Source organism: Hymenobacter sp. B81 (genome assembly GCF_044628455.1).
GTDB lineage: Bacteria > Bacteroidota > Bacteroidia > Cytophagales > Hymenobacteraceae > Solirubrum.
This window is the reverse complement of record NZ_JBIYZW010000001.1, coordinates 282,809-300,498: the sequence shown is the minus strand read 5'-3', so window position 1 is coordinate 300,498 and position 17,690 is coordinate 282,809. Positions and strand designations below refer to the sequence as shown.

General features: G+C 66.0%; 9 protein-coding genes. 5 read left to right on the top strand and 4 right to left on the bottom strand.

Going from position 1 to position 17,690, the window contains the following annotated elements; translation table 11 throughout:
* The first annotated feature begins 14 nt into the window (after window positions 1-14).
* From ACE191_RS01250 to rlmD, 3 genes are all read left to right on the top strand, one after another.
* Window positions 15-2,231 (top strand): GEVED domain-containing protein, encoded by a 2,217-nt coding sequence (locus ACE191_RS01250; RefSeq protein WP_400190360.1) that lies wholly within the window; start codon window positions 15-17, stop codon window positions 2,229-2,231.
* Between the two features lie 75 nt (window positions 2,232-2,306).
* Window positions 2,307-8,732 (top strand): PKD-like domain-containing protein, encoded by a 6,426-nt coding sequence (locus tag ACE191_RS01245; RefSeq protein WP_400190359.1) that lies wholly within the window; start codon window positions 2,307-2,309, stop codon window positions 8,730-8,732.
* 559 nt (window positions 8,733-9,291) lie between these two features.
* Window positions 9,292-10,704, top strand: a complete 1,413-nt coding sequence (gene rlmD / locus ACE191_RS01240; RefSeq protein ID WP_400192290.1) for a 23S rRNA (uracil(1939)-C(5))-methyltransferase RlmD — start codon at window positions 9,292-9,294, stop codon at window positions 10,702-10,704.
* A gap of 298 nt (window positions 10,705-11,002) precedes the next feature.
* On the opposite strand, the gene ACE191_RS01235 is transcribed toward rlmD, so the two are convergent.
* From ACE191_RS01235 to ACE191_RS01225, 3 genes are all read right to left on the bottom strand, one after another.
* Window positions 11,003-11,479: a hypothetical protein gene (locus tag ACE191_RS01235; protein WP_400190358.1), complete on the bottom strand. Its 477-nt coding sequence runs from the start codon at window positions 11,477-11,479 to the stop codon at window positions 11,003-11,005.
* A 535-nt stretch (window positions 11,480-12,014) separates the two neighbouring features.
* Window positions 12,015-13,817, bottom strand: a complete 1,803-nt coding sequence (locus ACE191_RS01230) for a tetratricopeptide repeat protein (protein WP_400190357.1) — start codon at window positions 13,815-13,817, stop codon at window positions 12,015-12,017.
* 184 nt (window positions 13,818-14,001) lie between these two features.
* Entirely contained in the window at window positions 14,002-15,390 is a 1,389-nt protein-coding gene (locus ACE191_RS01225; RefSeq protein WP_400190356.1) for a PQQ-dependent sugar dehydrogenase, read from the bottom strand.
* Between the two features lie 171 nt (window positions 15,391-15,561).
* Here ACE191_RS01225 and ACE191_RS01220 point away from each other — a divergent pair, with 171 nt between their 5' ends.
* Window positions 15,562-15,915 (top strand): hypothetical protein, encoded by a 354-nt coding sequence (locus ACE191_RS01220; RefSeq protein WP_400190355.1) that lies wholly within the window; start codon window positions 15,562-15,564, stop codon window positions 15,913-15,915.
* An 18-nt stretch (window positions 15,916-15,933) separates the two neighbouring features.
* A complete protein-coding gene (locus ACE191_RS01215; RefSeq protein WP_400190354.1) occupies window positions 15,934-16,308 on the top strand; it encodes a hypothetical protein in 375 nt (124 codons plus the stop codon).
* A 189-nt stretch (window positions 16,309-16,497) separates the two neighbouring features.
* On the opposite strand, the gene thiL is transcribed toward ACE191_RS01215, so the two are convergent.
* A complete protein-coding gene (thiL, locus tag ACE191_RS01210) occupies window positions 16,498-17,535 on the bottom strand; it encodes a thiamine-phosphate kinase (protein WP_400190353.1) in 1,038 nt (345 codons plus the stop codon).
* Window positions 17,536-17,690 lie beyond the last annotated feature (155 nt).

Below are 17,690 nucleotides of genomic sequence, written 5' to 3'. Positions count from 1 at the left end.
CATTTGGGCCGCGTATGCCACAACTTCTACCCTCCCGGCGCTGGGCGCCGGCCTTCCTGCTGCCTCTTTTCAGCTTGCTGACTGCCGGCGCGCAGGCCCAGTGCCCGGCCACGGCGGCCACGTGCACCCCCGGCGGAGCGCCGGCGGCCAATTACCCCTTCAACATGGGGATTATGAACGTGACGCTGAGCACGCTCAGCAACCCCACCGGCGGCGTGCGCGACGGCTACCAGGACTACAGCTGCTCGCTGGGCACCACGCTCACCATTGGCCAGGACTACCCGCTGACGGTGACCACCAATACCGGAGCCGACGAGAACGTGCGCGTGTGGCTGGATTTGAACAACGACGGGCAGTTCAACCCCTCCACGGAGCTGCTGATGAGCAGCAGCGGCCGCGGCAACCAGACGCGCACCGTGCGCGTGCCGGCCGGCGCCGTAACCGGCGTGGCCCTGCGCCTGCGCATCGCCGCCGACTACGTCAACGCCCCGGTGCCCACGCCCTGCTCCACCCCGCAGTACTCGCAGACCGAGGACTACCGCGTGACCCTGCAGGCGGCCTCGCAGCCGCCGGTGGCCGCCTTCGTGGCCGACCAGACGCTCACTTGCTCGGGCTGCGTGCAGTTCACCGACCAAAGCCAGAACGCGCCCACCTCCTGGGCCTGGACCTTCGGCGACGGGGGCAGCAGCTCGCAGCAGAACCCGCGCCACTGCTACACCGCGCCCGGCACCTATACCGTGACGCTGACGGCCACCAACGCCGCCGGCCCGCACACGGTCACGCGCACCAACTACATCGTGTACGACAACCAGGTGCCCGTCGCCACCAGCTGCGCCGCGCCCACCGTCAACTTCTGCTGCGGCTACGGCATCACCCAGCTCACGCTCGGCTCGCTCACCTATAACTCGGCCAACGCCTCGGCCGGCTACCAGGACTTTACCTGCAACGGCCGGGTGAGTTTGGTGGAAGGCACCCCGCACAACATCACCATTCAGACCGGCAACACCAACGCGCAGGACACCCGCGCCTGGCTGGACCTGAACAACGACGGCACCTTCACCAGCAACGAGCTGCTGCTCACGGCCCTGAACCGCACCAGCACCTTCACCTCGACCCTGCTGATTCCGGCCACCGCCGTCAAGAATACACCGCTGCGCCTGCGCCTGATTACCGACTTTGCCGGGGCTACCGTGACGCCCTGCGGCAACGTGCAGTTTGGCCAGGCCGAAGACTACACCGTAACGGTGCTGCCCAACACCCAGCCGCCGGTAGCAAACTTCACCTCCAACTACACCTCTACCTGCTCGAACCCGGTGCAGTTTACCGACCAGAGCCTGAACGCGCCCACCAGCTGGGAGTGGGACTTCGGCGACGGCGCCACCAGCACCCAGCAGAATCCGGTACACACTTACACAGCTTCGGGCGTGTACAACGTGAGTTTGACGGCGCGCAACGCCTTCGGCCCGAACACCGTGGTGAAAACCGCCCACGTGGCCGTAACGGTGCCCTGCCTGACCTACTGTCCCTCGAACGGCACCACGCCCAACACCTGGATCAACACCGTCACCGTGTCGGGCGGCTCCCTCGCCACGCCGTTTACCAACGTCTCGACTGCCGACGGCTACGGCAACTTCACCAACAAGGTCATTTCGCTGCGGCAGGGCGAGAGTTACACCCTCTCGGTGGCCAGCGGCACCAACTTCATCCGCAGCACTACCGCCTGGATCGACTACAACCGCAACGGTGTGTTTGAAACCACCGAAATCATTGCCAACGGCCAGTCCAACCTGTTCTTCAACGCCAACTTCACCATCCCCGGCCAGGTCGGCGTGGCGGGCTTCACCCGGATGCGGGTGCTCTCGCGCCTGAACAACAACGTGCCCAACCCCTGCCTGACCAACCAGTTCAACTCCGAAACCGAGGACTACTCGGTCAACATCAGCCCCGTGCTGGCCTCGCGCGAAGCCCAGGGCCGGTCGGCGCTGCACGTGTACCCCAACCCCACGGCCGATGGCTTGCTGCGCCTGAGCCTGACTACCGCCCAGCCGCCCGCTACCTACGCCCTGACGGTGGAAAACGCCCTGGGCGCCGTGGTGCACCGCCAGAGCCTGCGCCTGCTGCCGGGCAGCCCCACCGAGTTGAACCTGAGCGCCCTGCCCCGGGGCCTGTACGTGCTGCGCCTGCTGGGGGCCGACGGCCAGCTGCTGCTGCGGCGCGTGGTGCGTGATTAATTGAGCCTGCAAGGCGGGCTGCCCGGCTTCGGCAGGGCGGCCCGCCTGTTTTTCTGATTTCTCTTTCCCTGCTATATGCGAACACCTGTACTCCGGCATCTGCTTTTGCTGCTGGCTCTGCTAAGCCTGCCCCTCAGCCGGGCCATGGCCACTCACCTGATGGGCGGCGAAATGACCTACCGCTACCTCGACGCCAACGGCCCCGCCGCGGCCCCCTTCCGCTACGAGCTGCTGGTGACCATCTACACCGACGAGGCCGGCGTGGACCCGCGCTTCGTGGCCGACGTGGGCATTTACAACAAGTCGCTGGGCGGCGCCAAGATATTTATGACGGCCGTGAACGGCCCCATTGCCGGCGGCATGTTCGGCCCGGGCAACCTGGCCATTCCGCGCATCAGCTCGGTGCTCATTACCCCGCCCACGCCCGGCGGCTGCTCGGTGCCCGGCGGCAACGTGAACGTGTTTCTGAATAAGTACCGCGCCACCATCAACCTGCCCGTGTCGTTCGACGGCTACTACGCCGTGTTCACCGATAATGCCCGCAACAACGACGTGAACAACATCGCCAACGCGGGCGGCACCAACATGACGCTGTACACGGACATTGCCCCGCCGCTGATTCCCAACCAGTCGCCGCAGTTCTCCGACACCGCCGTGGCCGTTATCTGCCAGGGCGACACCAGCATCGTGCTCAACAACGCCTTCGACGCCGACGGCGACCGGCTGATTTACTCGTTTGGTACTCCCTCCGGCGGCGGCATTCCCAACGGCTCGTTTGCGCCCCCGCCCACCCCGGTAACCTACGCGCCCACCTACAGCCTGGCCCAGCCCTTCGGCCCCGGCGCCGGCTCCTACGCGGCGCTGAACGCCAGCACCGGCCTCTCCATGTACTCGGCGCCCACCATCGGCAAGTTCGTGGTGGCCGTGGACGTGCGCGAGTACCGCAACATCAACGGCAACGAGGTGCTGGTGGGCGTCACCCGCCGCGACGTGCAGCTGGTGTCGCGGGTGTGTAATCCCAACCAGGCGCCCAAGTTCACGGCCGGCACGCTGGCCCAGCGCAGCTTTACCCTCGAAGAAGGCCAGACAGTGAGCTTCACCCTGGCTTCGACCGATGCCGACGGCAACCCCATCAACCTAAAAGCCACCAGCGTGCTGCTCGACGGGGCAGGCGGTTTCAACGCCACCTTCGGCGGGCAGCCCGGCACCGTGCCCGTGGGCGGCGGCATCGGCAGCACCACCCTCAACGGTCCGGCCGGCAGCGTGAGCGGGCAGTTCCGCTTCACGGCCCGCTGCGGCGACGGCCGCGCCACGCCCTACGACGTGGCCGTGACGGCCACCGACGTGACCTGCGGCGCCAAGAGTGTGGCCGAGGTGTTCCAGATTTTCGTGACCAAGGCCCCCGCGCCCACCGGCATCGTGGGCGACACGACCGTGTGCGACCTGGCCGGCGCCCGCAGCTACACCGCTACCGGCCCCGCCCCCTCGGGTGGCTACAACTGGCGCGTGAGCGGCGGCACCATTCAGGGCCCGGCCACCGGCAACAGCATTCAGGTGCTGTGGGGCAGCAGCGGCCAGGGTCGCGTGACGCTGCGCAACGTGTCGGCCTTCGACTGCCTGAGCGACTCGGTCAGCAAGAATATCACCATCCGGCCAGCTATTCCGCTGGTGGTGAGCCCGGCCGTGAGCATCTGCCCCGGCCAGTCGACCACGCTCACGGCCAGCGGCGGCACCACCTACACCTGGACCGGCGGCCCGCAGCCGCTCAGCGGCGCCAGCATTACCGTGTCGCCCACCCAAACCACAACTTACACCGTGACCAGCGGCGACGGTGTGTGCTCGGTTAGCCGCCAGGTAACGGTGACCGTGAATGCCGCCGTGGCCCAGGCGGGCGCCGACCGCGCCCTGTGCTCCGACGCCTCGGTGCAGCTGGGCGCCGCCGCGCTGCCGGGCTACACCTACCAGTGGAGCCCCGCCGCGAACCTAAGCAGCGCCACCGCGGCCCAGCCCACTTTCAGCCTGACGCTGGCCCCCGGCTCGCCCCCGCAAACCATTACCTACACCCTCACGGCCACTTCGCCGCAGGGCTGCACCGCCACCGACCAGGTAACGGTGACCTTGAACGCCGCCGCCGTGGCCCAGGCCGGCGTCGACCGCGTACTGTGCTCGGGCCTGACGGCTCAGCTAGGCGCCGCCCCCGTGGCCGGCCTCAGCTACCAGTGGAGCCCGGCTACCGGCCTGAGCAGCGCCACTGTGGCTCAACCCACCTTCAACCTGACCAACCCCGGCACCACGGCGCAGACCTTCACGTACACGGTTACGGCCACGACGGCCGAGGGCTGCACCAGCACCGACCAGGTGACCGTGACCCTGAACCCGGCCGCCGTGTCCAACGCCGGAGCCAACCGCGCCCTGTGCTCGGGCCTGACCTCGCAGCTGGGTACGGCGGCATTGCCGGGCTACACCTACCAGTGGCTGCCGGCCACTGGCCTGAGCGACGCCACGGCGGCCCAGCCCACCTTTAACCTGACCACGGGCGGCACCCCGCAGACGTTTACCTACAGCCTGGTTGCCACCAACGCCCAGGGCTGCTCGGCCACCAGCACCGTGCAGGTCACGGTGAACCCGGCCGCTATTGCCCAGGCCGGTGCCGACCGCCTGTTCTGCTCGGGGGCCTCGGCCCAGTTGGGCGGCAGCCCCCAGGCGGGCCACAGCTACCAGTGGAGCCCGGCTACGGGAATCAGTGATGCCACCGCCCCCCAGCCCACCGTAACGCTGACCAACTCCGGTACCACGCCGCTGGTGCAGACCTACACCCTGACCACGACCACGGCCGAAGGCTGCACGGCTACCGACCAGGTAACCGTAACGGTGAATCCGGCCGCCGTGGCTCAGGCTGGCATCGACCGCGCCCTGTGTTCGGGCCAGAGCGTGCAATTGGGCTCGGCGGCCCTCACGGGCTACACCTACCAGTGGAGCCCCGCCGCGAACCTGAGCAGCGCTACCTCCGCCCAGCCCACGTTTAGCCTGACCAACCCCGGCACCACTCCCCAAACCTTCACGTACACCGTTACGGCCACCACGGCTGAGGGCTGCACCAATACCGACCAGGTAACGGTAACGCTGAACCCGGTAGCCGTAGCCAATGCCGGCACCGACCGCACGCTCTGCTCGGGCACCACGGCCCAGCTGGGCACGGCGGCCCTAACCGGCTACTCGTATCAGTGGAGCCCGGCCACCGGCCTGAGCGATGCTTCGGCCGCCCAGCCCACGTTTAGCCTGACCAACCCCGGCACCACGGCGCAGACCTTCACGTACACGGTCACGGCTACGACGGCCGAGGGCTGCACCAGCACCGACCAGGTGACCGTGACCCTGAACCCGGCCGCCGTAGCCAACGCCGGCCTCGACCGCACGCTCTGCTCGGGCGCTTCAGCCCAGCTGGGCTCGGCGGCCCTCACGGGCTACACCTACCAGTGGAGCCCGGCCACCGGGTTGAGCAGCACCAGCGCCGCCCAGCCTACCGTGACCTTGACCAATACCGGCACCGCAGCGCAAACCATTACCTACACCGTTACGGCTACTACCGCCGAGGGCTGCGTGGGCACCGACCAGGTGGTGGTAGTGGTGAACCCGGTAGCTGTAGCCAATGCAGGCACCGACCGCACCCTGTGCTCGGGCACCACGGCCCAATTAGGCTCGGCGGCCCTCACGGGCTACACCTACCAGTGGAGCCCGGCTACGGGACTCAGTGATGCCAGCGCCGCCCAGCCGACTTTCAACCTGACCAACCCCGGCACCACGGCGCAGACCTTCACGTACACCGTTACGGCTACCACGGCTGAGGGCTGCACCAATACCGACCAGGTAACGGTAACGCTGAACCCGGCCGCCGTGGCCAACGCGGGTGCCGACGTGGCGTTCTGCTCGGGGGCTTCGGCCCAGATCGGCTCGGCCGCCCTGCCGGGCTACACCTACCAATGGCTGCCGGCCACCGACCTCAATAACCCCACCGCGGCTCAGCCCACGGTTTCGCTCGTCAACACCGGCCGGGTGCCGATGACCATTGCCTACAACGTGTTCGTGACCACGCCCGAGGGCTGCACCAGCGCCGACCAGGTAGAGGTAACCATCAACCCGGTAGCCATTGCCCAGGCCGGCGCCGACCGCACCTTGTGCTCGGGCGAGACGGCCCAGCTCGGCTCGATTGCGCTGGCCGGCTACACGTATCAGTGGGCCCCCGCCACCGGCCTGAGCGACGCCACCGCCGCCGAGCCGACCTTCAGCCTGACCAATACCGGCACCACGGCGCAGACGTTTACCTACACCGTAACCGTGACCACGCCCGAGGGCTGCACCAACACCGACCAGGTAACCATCACGCTGAACCCGGCGGCCGTGGCCAATGCCGGTGCCGACGTGGCTTTGTGCTCGGAGCGTAGCACGGTGATTGGCACGCCGGCCCTGCCGGGTAGCACTTACCAGTGGACGGCCGCCCAAGGTCTGAGCAACCCCACCGCGGCTCAGCCCACGGTAACGGTGCTCAACCCCGGCGCGACCCCGCTTATCGTTCCCTACTACCTCACCGTCACCAACACCCAGGGCTGCGTGGCCCGCGACACGGTATTGGTCACCTTTAACCCGCGCCCGGCCCTCGATAGCATTCAGGGCTCGGCCTCGGTGTGCCCGCAGGTAACGGGCGTGGCCTACAGCATCCGCAACCCGCGCGCCACGGCCTACCAGTGGCGCGTGACGGGCGGCAATATCGTCAGCGGGCAGGGCACGCCGGCCATTACCGTCGACTGGCTGGGCGCCAGCAGCACGGCCAAGGTCGAGGCCTTCCAGCTCAACGGCTTCCTGTGCTCGTCCGACACGGTGGTGTTCCCGGTGCAGATCAACCAGATTCTGGCCACCGAAAAGCCCCGCGGCGCGCTCAGCGTGTGCCAGCAGGACGGCACCCAAACTTACTCCACCCAGTACACCAACGGCTCTATCTACGCCTGGGAGATTATCGGCGGCACGCAGGTGAGCACCTCGCAGGCCAGCGTGACGGTGCGCTGGACCACGCCCGGCACCGGCAAGATTGTGGTGACGGAAACGAGCCAGCCCGCGGGCGGCACGGTGCGCTGCCTGGGCACCTCCGATACGCTTTACGTAACGGTGCGCCCCACCCCCACCCTGCTGGCCATTGCCGGCCCGGCGCGGGTGTGCACCGGCAACCCGGTGAGCTTCTCGCTGCCCGGCGCCCCCGGTAGCACCTACCAGTGGCTGCTGAATGGCGGCCCGGTCACCGGCACCAGCACCCTTACGCTGCCCGGCCTGGCGGCGGGGGCCTACACCCTCACGGTGCGCGAAACCAACGCCCAGGGCTGCCAGGGCCCCGAAGCCAGCCTGCCCTTCGTGGTTGACCCCACACCCGCGGCGGTGGCCATCAGCGGCCCGGCGAGCGTGTGCTCCGACGTGGCCACCGGCCTGAACAACGTGCCCTTCTCGGTGCCCGCCACCACCGGCAGCACCTACCAGTGGACGGTAACCGGCGGCACCCTCACCGCTGGGGCCGGCACCAACAGCGTGGAAGTGAGCTTTACGCCCGGCGCGGCGGTGCGCACGGTGTCGGTGGTGGAAACTTCGGCGGCCGGCTGCCCCGGCCCGGCGGCTACCTTCACCGTAGCCCTCGATGCGTCTTCCGTGGCCCTGAACACGGCCTCGGTTGACCTCGCCGACGACCGCCGCATTGGCCTCGCAGTGGCCGTGCCCAACAACGCGGGCACCGGCAACCAGCTCATCATCAAGCGCCGCGTGGCCGGCACGGGGGCATTCACTCAGGTGGGAACGGCCCCCAACACGGCTACCTCGTACACCGACGCCACGGCCGATGCCGACGCCACGGCCTACGACTACCGCGTGGAGCTGACCAACGCCTGCGGCCGGGTGCTGAGCAGCACCGAGCACACCACCATGCGCGTGGCCGTGCAGGCCCAGCAGCCCGGTGGGGGCCGCCAGGAAGGCACCGTGAAGCTGGCCTGGAACGCCTACCAGGGCTTTGGGGTGGCCCGCTACGAGGTGTACCGCCAGCTGCCGGGCGGCCAGCCCGAGCTGCTGACCACGGTGCCCGCCACCGCCGCCACCAGCTACACCACCGACCTGACGACCGCACGCGCCGGCTTCAACCAGGCCTTCCGCATCAAGGCCGTGGGCACCGACGCGCAGCTGGTGGCCTGGTCGAACGCCACCGACGCCCAGTTTGAGAACAAGCTCGCCTTCTACAACATCATCACCCCCAACGGCGACAACCTCAACGACACGTTCTGGATCGACAACGTGGAGCTGTACCCCGGCAACACGCTTACCATCCTCAACCGCTGGGGCCGCGAGGTGTACAAAACCAGCAACTACCGCAACACCTGGAACGCGGCCGACCAGTCGGCCGGCACCTACTACTTCCTCTTCAAGCAAGCCAACGGCACCGTGACCCGCGGCGCGTTCGAGGTGGTGAAGTAAGTCCCAGGATTCGTTTAAGCTGAAAAAAGGCCGCCCGGAGCTTCCGGGCGGCCTTTTTTGGTGGCTTCGCCGCCGGCTCGGCCGGCCTGCAAGCAGGTTGCGGCCGCTTCTAAGTCGGCCGGCGGCGGTGAAACCGGCTTAGAAGCGACCGAAACCTTCTTAGAAGCGACTGAAACCTTCTTAGAAGCGACCGAAACGGACGTAGAAGCGACAAAACCGTCTTAGAAGCAACCGAAACGGACTTAGAAACGATCGAAACGGACTTAGAAGCGACTGGAATGGACTTAGAAGCGACCGAAACGGTCTTAGAAGCAGCAAAGTCTTCTTAGAAGCAGTCGGAACGGACTTAGAAGCGACAAAATCTTCTTAGAAGCAACCCGGGCGAACGTAGAAGCAGCCGGAACGAACGTAGAAGTGCGCCGCCGGACGCAGAAGCCCGGCGGGGCTGCTTGGTGACTACGCCTGCAGATGAAGCGGCGGCGCCAAAGCGCGGCGACCGGGCCTCTGCACGCTGGTGCAACGGCCCCGGCGCCGTACCTTTGCCCGCGTGAATTCCGTGATGCCCAACCCGAAGAAAATCCCCGCGGAGGACCTCCGCGAAGTGGTCATTCAAGACATGGTGGCCGAAGGCAAGTGCCTGGTGCGCCACAACAACCTGGTTATTTTCGTCTCGGGCGTGGCCCCCGGCGACGTGGTGGACCTGCGCGTGACCAAATCGAAGAAGACCTACCTCGAAGCCGAGCCGGTGTTTTTCCACAAGTACTCGGAGCTGCGCGTGCAGCCCTTCTGCCAGCACTTTGGCGTGTGCGGGGGCTGCAAGTGGCAGCACCTGGGCTACGAAACCCAGCTCATGTACAAGCAGCAGCAGGTGAATGATACCCTGCAGCGCATCGGCAAGGTTGAGCTGCCCGAGATTCAGCCCATCATGGGCTCGAAGGAAACCACCTACTACCGCAACAAGCTGGAGTACACCTTCAGCTACCAGGGCTGGCTTACCTCGGAGCAGATCAAGGACGAAACCAAGCAGTACGACCGCCGCGTGCTGGGCTACCACCTGCCCGGGCGCTTTGATAAGATCATCGACATCGAGCACTGCTGGCTGCAGCCCGACCCCAGCAACCAGATTCGCCTGGCCTTCCGCGACTACGCCCGCGAAAACCAGCTGCGTTTCGGCAACGTGCACAAGCATACCGGGCTGCTGCGCACGCTCACCATCCGCACCGCCAAAAGCACCGGCGAAGTGATGGTGGTGGCCATGTTTTACCGCCAGCACCAGCTGATTCCGGTGATTCTGGACTACCTGCTGGAGCAGTTCCCCCAAGTGACGTCGATGAACTACGTGCTCAACGACAAGGGCAACGACTCGCTCGACGGCCTGGAGGTGGTATGCTACCGGGGGCTGCCCTACATCCACGAAGAAATGGAGGGCCTGCGCTTCCGGGTGGGGCCGAAGTCGTTTTACCAGACCAACTCCGAGCAGGCCTACGAGCTGTACAAAGTAGCCCGCGAGTTTGCCGGCCTCACCGGCACGGAACTGGTATACGACCTCTACACCGGCGCCGGCACCATTGCCAACTTCGTGGCCCGGCAGGCCCGCGAGGTCATCGGCGTGGAGTACGTGGAGCAGGCCATTGAAGACGCCAAGCTGAACTCCGAAATCAACGGCGTGACGAACACCCGGTTCTACGCCGGCGACATGAAGGACGTGCTCACCCAGGACTTCACCGACCAGCACGGCCGCCCCGACGTCATCATCACCGACCCGCCCCGCGCCGGCATGCACCCCGACGTGGTGCAGCGCCTCGTGGAGCTGCGCGCCCCGCGCGTGGTGTACGTGAGCTGCAACCCCGCCACCCAGGCCCGCGACCTGGAGCTGCTGGCCGACACCTACCGCGTGACGCGCGTGCAGCCGGTGGACATGTTCCCGCATACCCACCACGTAGAAAACGTGGTGTTGCTGGAGCTGAAGTAGGCTCGTTTTTCGTTGTTGGTGGTTGGGTTTTCGCCCCAGGGTTTCGCCAGCGTTTGGCCCCTACCCAGCAACCGAACTGCCCTAGTATCTTCGTAAGCAGCCGGCCCCGCAACGGCTCATGCTTTGCCCCCATAGCGCACGGCCCGGCTACGTTGTAGTAGTCGGGCCGTGCGCTTTCTGAATACGAGCGAGTTCGAGAAGTAACTCCAGGCCACTGCCGTACTGGACACTTCGAGAATGACAGTAGTGCTGCGGCCGGGGCGCGGACAGGCGGGCGGACGCTGCTACTCCGGTTGGGCTAGCCGGCAATGCGCGACTCGATGACGACCTGTCGCGTCAGCCACTGCCGGGCTTCGACTTCATCGTCGAAGGTCACGTACTGCGGCCCTTCCGGGGGCACCTGCTGCTGCAGGGCGGCAATGATCAGGCGGCCGGCGGGCTCGCGCGGCTGCACGGCGGCAGCGTAGTGGAAATGGCCCTGCACCACGGCCCGCGGTAGCCAGTGGCCCACAATCCAGGCTTGCTCCTGCTCGGTGAGCGGAGCCATGTCGCGCTGATCGATAAATGCTTTCCCCGTGCCCTGCTGCCGAATCAGGCGCAGCAGCGCTTCCATGGCCGCCTGGAAGTCGGTCAGGTGCCGGGGGCCGGGCCGCCAGTACAAGCCGGCCACTCCCTTCGGCTCGGGCCACAGCTCGGCGGCGGCGTTGGCAAACACCACGACCCGGGCAACAGGCGGCGCGGGCACAGGCAGAGGCAGTTGACGATGGGCTTTCATGGGCAAAAGTCAGGTGAACGCGCACTCAGAAGGAAACCAGCCCGCCCCGACAGCAGCTCTTGCGGGAATTGCGGTGGCCGCTGGGCAGTTGATCATTCGTAGTAAAATAACACGTTAATGTATAATTAACGTGTGTCAAACCATATTAAATATTCTATATGTATGCATCCGCTAGGCAACGTCATCAGTAGCCTGCTCAACTAGAAGCACTACCCGCTCCGACGGGCCGGCCGAATGCCCTTGGCCCTCCGCTGTTGCCGGCACTAATTGACTGTGGCTTGATTGCAGCGGTTTCCCGAACGGTGTAGAGACGCATATTTGCGTCTCGTCGTTGAGTCGTCTAGTCGTTGAGTAGCACCCGGCGCGAATGAAAAGACGCGAATCCGCGTCTTTACAGGCCCAATACACCGTTCAGGAAGCCGCTATAGGAACGCCTCCTGAGCCCGCTCACCCGGAAGGGCGCCCACATTTCCCGCCACTGCCGCAAGCACAACCGCTGCTGCAAGGTAGCCGGGCCGGTTGTTATGAAGCAGGCTCAGGCCACCGCTGGAATGGGCACTTCGAGGATGACGGTGGTGCCGCGGCCGGGGGCGGCATCGAAGTAGGCGTGGCCGCCGAGGTAGGCGAGCCGGGTTTGCACGTTGCGCAGGCCAATGCCGGCCTCGGGCGCCAGCGAAGCCGGGTCGAAGCCCCGGCCGTTGTCCTCGATGACCACCGTCAGCTCGTCGTCGGCCTGCACGAACTGCAGCCGCAACTGGGTAGCGCGGGCGTGCTTGACGATGTTCTGCACCAGCTCCTGAATGACGCGGAACAGCACGCCCTCCACCGTGGGATTGAGGCGCGGGCCCAGGCCCGAGGCCTCCACCTCCACGTGCAGGCCGTTGTTGGCGGGCAGCTTGGCGAGAAAGTCGCGCACGGCCTGGGCCAGGCCGCGCTTAAGCAGGGCGTTGGGCATCAGGTTGTGGGAAATGCTGCGCACCTCCCGAAACGACTCGTCGACGATTTCCACGGCGTTATCAAGCAGGATCTGGTGGCCGTTGAGCTGCCCGTTCAGGTCGCGGTGCAGCCGGTGGTTGAGCGCGTGCAGGTTGAGCTTGACGGCGGTGAGCAGCTGGCCGATGCCGTCGTGCAGGTCGGAGCCGATGCGCCGCCGCTCGTTTTCCTCGGCCTCCAGCACCGCCGCGGCCCGCTGCCGCTCCAGCCGCTCCCGCTCCCGGGAAAACTCCACTTCGCGGCGCAGCTGGCGGCGGCTCAGCAGCAGGTAAAACAGTCCGGCCAGCATGCCCATCAGCCCCAGGGCCAGCAGCAGAACCTTTTGCCGGCGGTCGGCTGCGGCGCGCAGGCGCTGCTCGGCCAGCTCCTGCTGGCGCATCTGCTCGCCAAAAGCCAGGGCCTGCAGCTGGGCCACTTTGCGCTGGCTGAACAAAGTGTCGCGGGTGGCTACGGCCGCCTTCAGGAATCGGTAGGCCGCGGCAGTGTTGCCGCGGGCGGCGTGCACCTCGGCCAAATAGCCGCTGGCCTCGGAAATGCCCTTGGCGTAGTGTCCGCGCTGACTGGCCTGCAGCGCCAGCTGGGCGTTGCGCAGGGCCTCATCGTGCCGGCCGGCGGCGTTGGCCAGCCGGGCCAGGCCCAGGTGCGAGCGGCACAGCGCGTAGGAAACCGGCATGGCCTCGGCCCGCTCAATCGACTGCTCGTAGTAGCAGCGGGCTTCGGCGAGGTTGCCGCGCCGGGCCTCCACTTCGCCCAGCAGCGACAGGTCGCCGATTTCGCTGTGCAGGTCACGGTGGCGCAGGTCGTAGGCATAGCCCAGGCGGGTGTAGTACAGCGCCGAATCGGTTTGCCCGGCCATCAGGTAGGCCTGGCCGATATTGCCCAGGATGGGCGTCAGCAGCACGTCGTCGCGTTTTTGCTCGGCCAGCTTTTTGGCTTCGTAGTAGTAGCGCAGGGCCGCGTGGTGGTTGCCCTGCTCGGCGTAGGCGTAGCCGATGGCGTTGTCGGCGTGGATAAGGCCGCCGGCGAAATGGGCGCGCTCGGCCAGCTGCCGGGCCTGCAGTTGGGTGTGCACGGCCGTGGGGTAGTCGCCGGCACGCATGAAGGCCCAGCCCAGCATCAGCAGCGAGCGGCACTCCCCGCGGGCGTGCTGCAGCTGCCGGGCCAAGCGCAGGCTTTGCTGCCCGTAGCCGATGGCCGCCAGCGGGCTGTCGTCGGTGCGTGCCCAGGCCAGCTGAATCAGCAGTTCCACGCGGGTGGTGTCGGGCCGGCTCACCCGCAGCAGACGCTGCAGGCTGTCGGCCTTGGCATTATGGCCCCGCGCCCAGCCGGTTCCGGCCGTACCCATCAGCAGCGCTACCAGAACCACAGCGCCCAGCCGCCGGCACCGCCGATAGTAAAGCAGGGAAAAAGGCGCAGGGCGGGTTGGTCGCGGCGGAAACATCTGCGCAATGTACTGCTAATCCAACTATTACTCCTTTTTTTCCTGCTGCCCTCCAACCTTGCCGGCCGCGGAAATCAGGCGAGTCCTGCTACTCTACCACCAGCCGCTGCGTGGCCGTGCCGGCCGCGGCTTCGGCCCGCACCAGGTAGCTGCCGGCCGGCAGCCCGGCCAGGTCGAGCGTAAGCGTAGCCGTGGTGGCCGGGAGCTGCCGCACGGGGCGGCCCAGCAGGTCGGAGATGGTAACCAGGGCGCGGGTTACGGGCAGCTGCAGGGTGGCCTGCTGCCGGGCGGGGTTGGGCCAGAGGCTGAAGCGGAAGGCGGCGACCGGCGGCGCGGCTTTCAGGAAGGCGCGGTTTTCGAGCACCACCACGCGGTCGACGCCGTTGGCGGCGCTGCCGTTGCTGTTGCTGGTGCCCACGTACACCCTGCCCTGCGGCGACACGCACAGCGCCCGCAGCCGCCCGGCCGAGCCATTCAGGAAGTACGCGGGGCTGCTAATGCTGGTCGCAGTCAGGGGCAATTGCACCAGCTGGCTGCCTTTGAGGGTGGCCAGCAGCAAACTGCCGCGCCAGCCCGGAATGGCGGGGTGGTCGTAATACTTGAGGGCGGCCGGGGCAATGGTGGGCGTCCAGGCAATCAGCGGCTCGCGCACGTTGTTCTGCAGGCAGAAGGTTTGCTCGGCGGGCAGGTTGCAGAAGCCCTCCACGTTGGGCCAGCCGTAGTTGCGCCCGGCCTCAATCATGTTGATTTCGTCGTCGTTGCTGGGACCGTGCTCCGAGCTGTAGAGGCGGCCGTCGGGCAGCTGCACCAGGCCCTGCGGGTTGCGGTGCCCGCGGCTGTACACCAGGCTGCCCGGGGTGGGGTTGTTAGCCGGCACGCTGCCGTCGAGGTTCAGGCGCAGGGTTTTGCCCGCCAGGCTAGCCGGGTTCTGGGCGTTGGCTGGCACCAGCGCGTCGCCGGTGGTCATCAGCAGGGTGTTGTCGGGCAGAATCACGAGGCGGGAGCCGTCGTGGTACACCGCGCCGGGAATGTTGTCGACCAGCACCAGCGGACTGCCGAGCGAGTTGGTGGTGACCGAATAGGTATAGCGCACCAGCTTCTCGAGCAGCGCCCCGCCGCTGCTGTAGTTGTAGACCACGTACACGTAGGGTGAGGTGGCAAACTGCGGGTGCAGCACCATGCCCAGCAGCCCGCCTTCACCGGTCAGGTCTACGTCGGCGATGGTGAGCAGGGGCAGCACCTGCCCGGTGGCGGGGTTGATGCGGCTGATGCGGCCGTAGCGCTCCGTCATCCATAGAAAGTCGTCGGGTCCCCATACCAGCTCCCACACGATGCTGAGTCCGCTGCTAAGCTGGCTGGCCGTGACGGTGGTGCTGCCAACCGAAAACGTGCTCAGCACCGGCCCCTGGGCCTGCGCAGCGGAAATCAGGCCGCACCCCAGCAGCGTGAGCAGGCCCTTGCGTAAAGTTTTCTTCATGAGACGTTGCGCTGGAAATAAGGAATGACAGAAGCCGAGGCAACTTACACCAACCGCCGCAAAAGCCCTCGGCCGCGGCCTGGTTGCAGGTACGTAGCGCAGCGAGTCGGCGGTTTCTGATTCCTGCCGCATCTTTGCCGGCCCCAAGCATCTTCTGAATTCCTGCTTGCCATGCACTGCGCCAACGACCCCGGACTGCAATTTGACTATCATTTTTGGTGCTGGAAACCTAAGCTGAATGCGGTGCTTAAAATGCTTTCGTTGCTCAGTGACTTCCGCTATAATGTCGCCGATGAACCCCTGGTTCTTGCAGGCTTGCGCGGCACCGATGACGAGCGAGGCTGGTGGTTTCCGTACGACCTGAGTTGCAACGGTACGCTTAGTGTAACCCTGGCCTACGATGCTGCCGACTCGGATATCGTTCATGTAGCCGTGCTAGCTGATCCATCGATGGCCGGGAGCATCCGCTTGATTGACCAGATTCAGTGCGTGTTGAAACAAGTAGAAGTGGCCGACGAATCTTAATCCTCTTAACTGACACCCATGGAATACGCCAACGACCCCGAGCTGAGCGGCAAATACCTCGGCACCATCACCCGGGACTTCGCCCTGGTATCGGATACGCTCAAGGAAGCGTCCTACCAGGTGCGCAAGCGCGGTATCTCCAAGCATCCCATCTTCGTGTTTGCCCGCATGCCGGTGCCCTTCGGCTCCCTGCTTATCTCGCCCGATGAAATGGCCACCGAGTGGTACGTGCTGGCTTCCTACCTCGACGTATTTGTACAGCAGGGCCTGGTGGCGCCCGAGCACATCGAGGACTTCGAGCGCGCCTACAAGGACCCCGACGAGTTCTGTTGCCTGTTCGTGGTCGACGGCGAGTTCACCAAGTTCGTGTTCGTGCCCTTTCCCGAGGACTAACCCCGCAGCCGCGGCGGCACGTCAAGAACACGGCCTGACCTAAACGAAACCGAGCTCCGCCGGAGCGGCACCCGACCAATGCAGTCGAGGTGCCGCTCCGGCGGAGTTCGGTCGTTTAAGCGTTGCCGGGGTAACGCCGCTCCGCGGCTAAAATCCCCTTGGCACACCAGGCTTGTCACGTGTAACCTGTTACCGGCCAAAATGCGACCAGCCCTGGGCTTTCAGCGGCACGGCGCTGCCGCCCTTGGCCGCCAGGATGGCGCCTTCTGAGGCTTCGGTGATTTTGCCGATAATCGTGACGTCGGGGTGGTTTTTGAGCTTGTCGAAGGCGCTGAGCGGCACGGTGAACAGCAGCTCGTAGTCTTCGCCGCCGTTCAGGATGCACATCACTGGGTCGAGGCGGAACTCGTCGGCCACGTCGTAGACCTGTTGGTCGGCGGGCAGGCGGTCGGAGAAGATGGTGGCGCCCACGCCCGAGGCGGCGCACAGGTGCATGATTTCGGAAGCCAGCCCGTCGGAAATGTCAATCATGCTGGTAGGCGTTACTTCCAGGTCGCGCAGCATGTGCACCACGTCCATGCGGGCTTCGGGCCGCAACTGGCGCTGCACCACGTAGTCGTAGGGCGCCAGGTTGGGCTGGGTTTCGGGGTCGGCCAGGTAGGCCTGCTTTTCGCGCTCCAGAATCTGCAGCCCCAAGTAGGCCGCGCCCAGGTCGCCGGTTACGCACAGTAAATCGTTGACCTGCGCGCCGGAGCGGCGCACGGCCTGCCCGCGGGCTACCGTGCCCAGGGCCGTAACGGAAATCACCAGCCCGCCGCGCGAGCTGGTGGTGTCGCCGCCCACCACGTCGACGCGGTAGGCCTCGGCGGCAAGGCGCACGCCCTCGTAGAATTCCTGCACGGCTTCCACCGAAAAGCGGCCGGGCAGCGCCAAACTCACCGTAATCTGGGTGGGCAGCGCGTTCATGGCAGCAATGTCCGACACGTTTACGGCCACGGCCTTGTAGCCCAGGTGCTTGAGCGGGCAGAAGGAGAGGTCGAAGTGCACGCCTTCCACCAATAGGTCGGTGCTGACCACAATTTCGTGCTCGGCGGGCGGGGCCAGAATGGCGGCGTCGTCGCCGATGCCGAGCACTGTGCTGGGCTGGTGCAGGATGATAGACTCCTGAATGAGACGAATCAGGCCGATTTCGCCGACCTGGTTGAGCGGGGTGACTGGTTCTGACATAGCAATAGGGCACTACGGTGCGCGGGCCGCAAAGGTAGACCCCGGCGACCAATGAATGCCGCCTAGCCACCAGGTGCCGCCGCTAAGCCGAAAAACGCCACCCGAAAACCGGCAACCGGCACTTGCTAACGAACGTTAGGAACCATACATTTGTT